The organism is uncultured Veillonella sp. (genome assembly GCF_905209685.1).
Lineage (GTDB): Bacteria > Bacillota > Negativicutes > Veillonellales > Veillonellaceae > Veillonella.
Genome location: NZ_CAJLUB010000092.1, coordinates 1 through 7795, shown reverse-complemented (window position 1 = coordinate 7795; position 7795 = coordinate 1). Strand labels below are relative to the sequence as shown.

At 39.8% G+C, this 7795-nt stretch carries 8 protein-coding genes; all 8 read right to left on the bottom strand.

Annotation, left to right across the window (positions count from 1 at the left end; translation table 11 throughout):
• Positions 1-262: 262 nt before the first annotated feature.
• The 8 genes from QZ055_RS07005 to QZ055_RS06970 all read right to left on the bottom strand — a co-directional run bounded on the left by QZ055_RS07005 (position 263) and on the right by QZ055_RS06970 (position 7356).
• Complete coding sequence (locus tag QZ055_RS07005; protein WP_105089874.1) at positions 263-1036, bottom strand: ABC transporter ATP-binding protein; 774 nt, start codon at positions 1034-1036, stop codon at positions 263-265.
• A gap of 11 nt (positions 1037-1047) precedes the next feature.
• Positions 1048-1800, bottom strand: coding sequence for an ABC transporter permease (locus tag QZ055_RS07000; RefSeq protein WP_295825580.1), 753 nt, complete (start codon positions 1798-1800; stop codon positions 1048-1050).
• 10 nt (positions 1801-1810) lie between these two features.
• Complete coding sequence (locus tag QZ055_RS06995; RefSeq protein ID WP_295825576.1) at positions 1811-2764, bottom strand: ABC transporter substrate-binding protein; 954 nt, start codon at positions 2762-2764, stop codon at positions 1811-1813.
• Positions 2765-3210: 446 nt separating this feature from the next.
• Positions 3211-4842, bottom strand: coding sequence for a glycosyltransferase family 39 protein (locus QZ055_RS06990; RefSeq protein WP_295825574.1), 1632 nt, complete (start codon positions 4840-4842; stop codon positions 3211-3213).
• Positions 4843-4853: 11 nt separating this feature from the next.
• Positions 4854-5441 carry a DedA family protein gene (locus tag QZ055_RS06985; protein ID WP_295825572.1) on the bottom strand — a complete coding sequence of 196 codons (588 nt, stop codon included), beginning with the start codon at positions 5439-5441 and terminating at the stop codon, positions 4854-4856.
• A gap of 162 nt (positions 5442-5603) precedes the next feature.
• The gene (locus tag QZ055_RS06980; protein WP_009352278.1) at positions 5604-5825 is read right to left on the bottom strand and encodes a DUF2922 domain-containing protein; all 222 of its coding nucleotides are present in this window, start codon (positions 5823-5825) and stop codon (positions 5604-5606) included.
• Between the two features lie 239 nt (positions 5826-6064).
• Positions 6065-6271, bottom strand: a complete 207-nt coding sequence (locus tag QZ055_RS06975) for a DUF1659 domain-containing protein (protein WP_009352393.1) — start codon at positions 6269-6271, stop codon at positions 6065-6067.
• 338 nt (positions 6272-6609) lie between these two features.
• Complete coding sequence (locus tag QZ055_RS06970; RefSeq protein ID WP_295825569.1) at positions 6610-7356, bottom strand: hypothetical protein; 747 nt, start codon at positions 7354-7356, stop codon at positions 6610-6612.
• Positions 7357-7795: the final 439 nt, after the last annotated feature.

Below are 7795 nucleotides of genomic sequence, written 5' to 3'. Positions count from 1 at the left end.
TTGGGTGGTTCTTTTAAGGTGTACACTAATGGAACTCCTTACTCTTTTAGCTACTTATAGTATACATTATTTTAGGATTTTGTCCATTATAATTAAAGAAACCACCTAGGTATGTTGTAGTCCCTAGGTGGTTTCTTTTGTGCACTCAGTGGAGCACTTACAATCCTTCAGCTACTTATAGTATACATTATTTTAGAATTTTGTCCATTATAAAACACCCAAGCAGAAAAGTTCTCGGGTGTTTATTTTGAGATGTATAAAACTAAATATAGAACTCGATTTTGTCTTCTTTTGCCAATTGGAATTGTTCGAAGATGTGGTTACGTATATTAACAAAGTTCGGCGATGTACGATCGGTTCTGTCGATGATGTTCACAGGGATGATAGTTTGTACACGGCCTGGATTTGCCGCTAGTACTACGACGCGGTCCGCAAGGACTACGGCTTCTTCTATATCGTGGGTAACAAATACAACCGTCTTGCCTTCTTCGCGGCAGATACGAGAGATTTCGTCTTGCAAATTGATGCGTGTTAACGCATCAAGGGCGCCTAACGGCTCGTCCATAAAGATAATATCTGGATCTACCGCTAGTGCACGGGCAATGGATACACGTTGTTGCATGCCCCCAGATAACTCTGCTGGGTAGCGATTACGAGCGTGGTCAAGGCCTACCATTTTAACGTATTTATCGATGATAGCAGGACGCTCTTCTTTAGGCACCTTTTTACTTTCAAGGCCTAGCTCAATATTGCTTTCCACCGTACGCCATGGCAACAAGCCATAATTTTGGAATACCGTTACATATCTGAGTTGAGGCGCTTTCACCTCTTCACCGTCGATAGTAATGGAACCAGATGTAACGAGCTCAAAGCCCGCCATAGCGTTTAATAGCGTACTTTTACCGGAACCAGAAGGGCCTAGGAGGCAAATAAACTCGCCCTTTTCAATATCTAGATTAATATCTTCAAGAATGGTGAGTGGTTCCCCATCTTTCATAAATTCCTTGTGTGCATTGCGCACCGAAATGTAACCCATGAGGCCACCTCCTATTTCTCAATACCCCAACGTTTGTAAATCCATTTTTCGATGAGGGACACGCCCCAATCGAGTAAAAGCCCAACGAAACCGATGGTCAAAATGGCTACCATCAAGAGATCGTTACGCAAGTTATTTCTCATATCGATAATGAGGAAGCCAAGGCCTGTTTGAGAGCCTACCATTTCCCCTGTTACAAGGAAGATCCAGGCCGTACCAAGGGCGATGTGAAGACCCGATGCAATGCCTGGGAATACGGCAGGTAATACGACTTTAAATAATAGTTCTGGCTGTTTAATACCAAAGTTGCGCGCTACCTTGATGTACACAGGGTCAATATTTTGAATAGCAGACACGGTGGACAATAACACCGGGAAGAATGCTGCGATAAAGATGATAACGATAGCTGGTGCTTGACCGATACCGAAGAAGAGAACGATAAACGGCAACCACGCCACAGGAGAAATTGGTCGAATGACTTGAACGATTGGATTGATGTAGTTCCAAATCCCCTTATACCACCCCAAGATAAGGCCGAAGAATACGCCAGCCACAACGGAAATGATGTAACCGATAAAGAAACGCACTAAACTATCTGCAATATCTTTAAAAAGAACACCGTCGCCTATAAGTTCTCCAAATCCGAGTAATACCTTATATGGCGTTGGAAATAGCGCTTCATTAAAACCGCCGAGTCGAACGATCAACTCCCAAATTAGCCAAGCTGCGATAAATGAACCTGGCACATATGTATATTTCTTCATGGTCCCCCTCCTATGGTAACAATGATGTATCTACAAACTCTGAATAGGTCGGCACTTTTTTGATTAAATCAATATGTGTCATATGATGCACAAGCGCATTATAACGGTCCTCTGTAAGGGCTAAATCTTTAAACCCAATCACTTGTAAGGAACGTTCAATAATAGGATCCTTAAACTTTAAATATTTTAAGGCAATTTCTTTTTGGGACTCTGGATGCTCATCTAGGTATTTACCTGCATCGAGATAGGCTTTTGTGAAAGCTTTTGCCAAGTCATGATGTTCATCGACGAATTGACCATTAAACACAAGAGCACAGCAAATATTATCATGCCAGAGATGGTCAGGATCTTCAAAGACCTTCCCAGTTCCCATTTCAAGGGCTAGAGAGCCAAATGGTTCGGCTACACTATACCCAGCAATTTGACCTACCGATAGAGCAGAAGGCATTTCTGGAGGGCTCATTTCTACGATTTGTACATCTTTTTCAGAAAGGCCCGCTTCTTCAAGCATGCAATCCACGAGAATTTTTTGAGTAGATTGTTTATGAGGGATAGCAAAGGATTTGCCTTTTAAGTCTTGAACGGAGTTAATATCCTTATTGACGATAATAATATTACCCTCTGTATGACCAAGTGCAGCAGCACGAACATCAATGCCTTGTTCACGAGCCTTTACACCAAGTTCAACAAGAACAGCTGCGGCATCTACCTTACCAGTATTTAACGCATCCATAAGCTCTGGCCAAGATCCATATTTAACAAGCTCTACATGAACAGGACCATCTGCCGTTTCCAACTCTTTTGTAGCAAATACTGGCAATGCATGAGTAATTGGTAAATAGGCTACGCGTACAGTCTTTAATTCTTGTGCCGTCTTTGGTTTATGGTGTTCATAATAACCATAGGCTATGCAGCCAATAACCAAGAGAACCGCTGCGATGATTAGATACCATGTCTTCTTCATAACTTCCCCTCTTTCTACCTCACAACAAGGGGCGTTTTTGACACATGTCATTTTTCACACTTTTCTAAAACCTAGATGAAGTCTGGTTCTAGAATACCTTGTCTTCTAAACTTATTTATACCCTACTATATCAATATGTATTAATTATGTCAATAAAACACAGTAATATTGTAGGTATTATTGCTTAGGTGCGAAAAGTATCAATATAGGCAGTCCACTACACATATAACAATAAGCATACTAGCTAATAGCTAATAGCTAGTAGCTACTAGCACAACAAACAAAAGATACTCACGAAATACAAAACAGGTAGTATCCATCAGATACTACCTGTTTCTATATGCGCGTTATTCACACATTGTATTAAGTTATTTCATATATATTTAGTTATACTCTATATATTTAGTTATACTCTATATATTTACTGATATCGCATATGTATATATTTACTTGAAGAAAGACTTTTTATTTAATACATATACCTCGGATGTACCTGCTTCGCTAGATTCAGATACATTTGGATAAATAGAAGATTGACGGAAGTGCTTAATCTCTCCTTTGGGAACGATTAACATTACAGGTTTACCAGATGCGATAATCTTGTTAAACTCCTCTTCGTTAACTTGTTCCATAAGGTATTTCTTAGACCATTCAGCACTGCGTTTTTTCAACTTATCCCGATCATCCCAACGGCTTTCATCACCATTGATCTTAATAATCTTATGACCTGTATAGTATACAGCAGCTGTACTGTAACCGTTATAGTAATAGATATCGCCATCATAAGAGTCTACTACCGGCACTACTTCTATATTACTCCGCTGTTTAACAAATGGTTCTAACCCTTCCACCACAACAATGGAAGAAATAACCATCGTACCTAGGACAATGACACTAACAAGACGATACCCTTTTTTCGTATACCATGCGTGGAATAAAAGGATTACGGCTACGGCCGCCACAACATAGAGCAAGAAGTAGAAGCCCCATGGAGCGAAGAATGATCCCGCTACATAAGCAATCCATAAGAGTAAGGTAGGTCCCATAATGACCCATTTAACCGCTCTAGATTTACCTTTACGTATAATCTTCATAACGCCCATAGCACCAATAGCACTAAATGGAACTAAGCTGACGAATGTATATAAAGGATATTTTGTAGCCATTAAGGTATAGAACAAAAGAATGCCTACCCCCCAAGTCATATTATAGATAAAACCGGTATGTCGTTGTTTAAAGCCATCGATAATACCATAAATAACGGCACCGGTCCACGGCAGAGAAGCACCTAGGAAGATGGCGATATAATACCACCACACATTATCTTCAGGGTGTTCAGATTGTGTGGCCCGTGTTACATTGTGTAGCCCTAAGAAGCCATTGATGAAGTCTTGACCGTGAACGCTGTACATATACACATACCACGGCAAGCAGACTACACAAAAGGCAAGGATGCCTCGCCAGTCAAAGATAGCTTTCACCATGGACCAAGAACGATTAATACCTGCAAAGACAAGTAAAATCATCCCCGGTAAGACAAGTGCTACAGGACCTTTAGTGAGTACACCTAGCGCAGCAAATACATAGGCTACAATCATAGCATATGGTTTCCGTTCCACCATCCCCTTATAGGAGTAAATCATGACCATCAATGTCGTATATAGTAACACCATATCCGTAATAATGCCATGAGCTACGGTCCAGAACATGAGAGATGTACCTAGAACGGATGCCCCAATGAGGCCTAACGCCCATTTGCCACTAATGGTACGCATCGATTGATACATAGTTGCCACAGACAAAGCACCAAAGATAGCGCTCGGCAAACGCACCACCCAGTCAGCAATACCAAAGAGTTTAAAACAAAGGGCGATGAGCCAATAAATCATAATCGGTTTATCGTACCAATAAGTACCGTAAATTTGAGGCGACAACCAATCACCGGAAAGAACCATTTCCTTCGCGGTTAACGCGTAATTAGATTCAACAGGATCGGTAACAGGCAACATATTATTGCCAAACATGTAGAACACAAGCCATACAATAAACATGACCGGTGTTAAGCGAGAGAGTTTCATAAGTCCCCTCCTTATCGACGATTGCGATAGTATTTAAAGCCCAGTACTGCAGCTATAATAACAAATACAACAACCATAACAACCAAGAACTCATGATTGTATTCGATCAAATCTTTCCAATTTTCACCAAGCACCTTGCCTAGGTAAACGAGCAAAATCGTCCAAGGAATCGTACCAAGAACCGTCCAAATGATGAAGTGCCACATTGGATAGCGCGCCATACCGGCTGGGAAGGAAATAAAAGTACGAACACCTGGTAAAAGGCGACCAAAGAATACGGCAGCACCGCCGTATTTATTGAACATTTTTTCTGCCAATTCAAATTTATGTTCATTAAAGAATACATATTTACCGTATTTCAATAATAGAGGACGGCCACCATATTCACCCATCCAGTAGGATAATATGGAGCCAACAATGCCCGCCAAAGTACCTACAACCATCGTCGTATGCATATCAAATATACCTTGAGCGATCAGATATCCTGCAAAACCAAGTACAATTTCACTAGGAATAGGTATATTAGCATTTTCTAGAACCATTGCAATAAACATGGCTGCATAGCCATAAGTTTCCATAAACGAAATGATATATTCCACTGTTTTACCCCTTAAATAATTCCCATTCGGGTTACATGATGTACCAAATTTTGGGCATATCACAATCATTTTACCATACCTAATTGGTATACCTTATATTTTACCATAATAAAAGGACCCTCACCACCGGCGAGAGCCCTTTTAACGAATTGCAGTATACGATTATTGCAATTCAGTAGTTTGAGTTGTTACTTCACGAGCCGTAGTAAATGCAGCAAGTTCTGCATCACCAGAACCAAGGATTACTTTGTTAGCTACTAGCGCATTAGCCGCTGTTTTAGCATCTTGTAAAGTAATTCCAGCACGAGGAGCACTAATTGTGACTGATGTGCTTTTACCACCGACCGTAGAAAATGTAAGATATACAACGCGTTTTTCCGCCATGTGGGCGCCTCCTTTCACGTTTCATAAACAAGTTCTCAAATATAGATAGAATGGGATAATCTCTGTAGTTCAGTAATTACACTTAGATTTAATCGATCTATCTATGATTCATATCAATAAGGATGGGAATGTGTGGACTTGCGATTTCTACCCCTTTTACGACTATGTAAGGATGTATGAAATCATCAATTAGGATGTGTTTAGAGCACTTAAAACAAGAATATGTAGACAATCTACAATTAATGTCCTAAAGATACTTCATTGACGCGGACCACGTCGGACAAGCTGTGGTCATACAAGGCTGCCAGCGCATTACCAACGGTTTTCACATTATCGTCGGACGCTTCTTCTGCAACACGTGTATAGGTTACGTCTTTGTACTTCGGCGCATCCTCAGTGCCGATGTTAAAGCGCAATACCAATTTTGTGCGTTTAATGTTAGCCATCGTATCACCTCCTTTCACCCTCTTATATTCCTGAGGGTCCCTCTCGACAACCCCCTCTAGAGTAATTACGGTAATCATTGTGAAAGTCTGGGAACTACGACTCAAACACTGTACTTATAGCGGTAAATATATACTTCTTATAGCAGCTATATAGATTCAAAAGCAATGACATATATTTCATTAAGCTTACAGCAGTATTAAAGCAATAAGGTCCTTATAAATACAAAAAGACCTTTACCAATTCCTAGCTATATATAACTAAGAACCGTAAAGGTCTACAAGCACTACAAAGCACCATTAGAAATAGTACTGGTATGTTAAACCGCTTAAGTTCAACACTATTCGGTTTTCAAGGCTAACATGAAGTCATAGGCTTTAACAGCTGCTTCTGTATCTACAAAATGGAACGGATTTAGCATACGACAGAACTTAAATAAATATTCGTGGTTGCGTAAGACATCTTTCACATGCAATACAGTATCTCGAGCTGTACGGGCGGAGCTATAGCCATTCATCATGGCATATAGGTAAGAAATCGGTAAATTATCCTCACGTAAGTAGCTATGAACGAAGATAAGTAAATCCCAACCTTGCGGTGTTAATTCTGGCCAACGACGGCCATTTTCCCAATCTAACAAAGTAATCTTATCTGTATCAGGATCATAGGTAATATCTCTCATGGCAGGGCGCCCATGAGATAAACCATAGTCATGGAGTTGTCCCAATGTTTTACCAAAGATATAGAAGATATGAGTCACCATATCTTGTAAGCTATCATCATCAGGATGTTGAGCCGGCAATTCGCTATAATAGGTTAATGTTTTACCAGATCCTTCTGTAACGAAATAATGCTCTCTAAATCCAGCTATGACAGGCGCTACAGGTAGCTGTGTATTTATAAAGGATATTTTATAGAACTCATAATCAAAGGCAGCTCTAGGAGATGGTTTAATCCAACTAGAGCGGCGATTACTGATATCTTGCTTTACATAATAGGTTTTATCGTTAAACTCTACAGGAAAAACACGATGGTCTTTCTCTTGATCAATCATGCGATCGATATATTCTAATAACATATCATTCATTATGGCCTCCCCTTGTATAACACTCTACAACACTAATACTCCCATTTATACAGAATCTAAATTATTGAATACAAAACTCTCCATCTAGGCTAAGTAAGTGCACTCATTACACATAGCCTCATATTTGTTCATATCCATTCTTATTCAAATAGATTATATATCTCTATAATTAATTAAAAGTAACAACACATTAGTTGTTACTCATATAAGTGTATACAATTAATGTTTTTATTATACTACAATTATGACCTGATATCAAAAGAAAAACCCCCTAGCCTAAGCTAGGGGGTTCTTCTGGTAATTATGATAATAGGTTTAGATTTAAGACAGTACGAGGACCAACTGAGGTCATGTCTAAATCAAACGAATTAACCAACGAATTTAGTCACTGCTGCAGTATCAGTTAAGTGACGTTTAGGCATGCCCATTTCTTCAGGGG

What these genes read in the sequence shown, in the direction of transcription:
- QZ055_RS07005 (WP_105089874.1), bottom strand. Translation starts at nt 1,036, where the DNA reads ATGGGTTACATTTCGGTGCGCAATGCACACAAGGAATTTATGAAAGAT.
- QZ055_RS07000 (WP_295825580.1), bottom strand. Translation starts at nt 1,800, where the DNA reads ATGAAGAAATATACATATGTGCCAGGTTCATTTATCGCAGCTTGGCTA.
- QZ055_RS06995 (WP_295825576.1), bottom strand. Translation starts at nt 2,764, where the DNA reads ATGAAGAAGACATGGTATCTAATCATCGCAGCGGTTCTCTTGGTTATT.
- QZ055_RS06990 (WP_295825574.1), bottom strand. Translation starts at nt 4,842, where the DNA reads ATGAAACTCTCTCGCTTAACACCGGTCATGTTTATTGTATGGCTTGTG.
- QZ055_RS06980 (WP_009352278.1), bottom strand. Translation starts at nt 5,825, where the DNA reads ATGGCGGAAAAACGCGTTGTATATCTTACATTTTCTACGGTCGGTGGT.
- QZ055_RS06975 (WP_009352393.1), bottom strand. Translation starts at nt 6,271, where the DNA reads ATGGCTAACATTAAACGCACAAAATTGGTATTGCGCTTTAACATCGGC.
- QZ055_RS06970 (WP_295825569.1), bottom strand. Translation starts at nt 7,356, where the DNA reads ATGAATGATATGTTATTAGAATATATCGATCGCATGATTGATCAAGAG.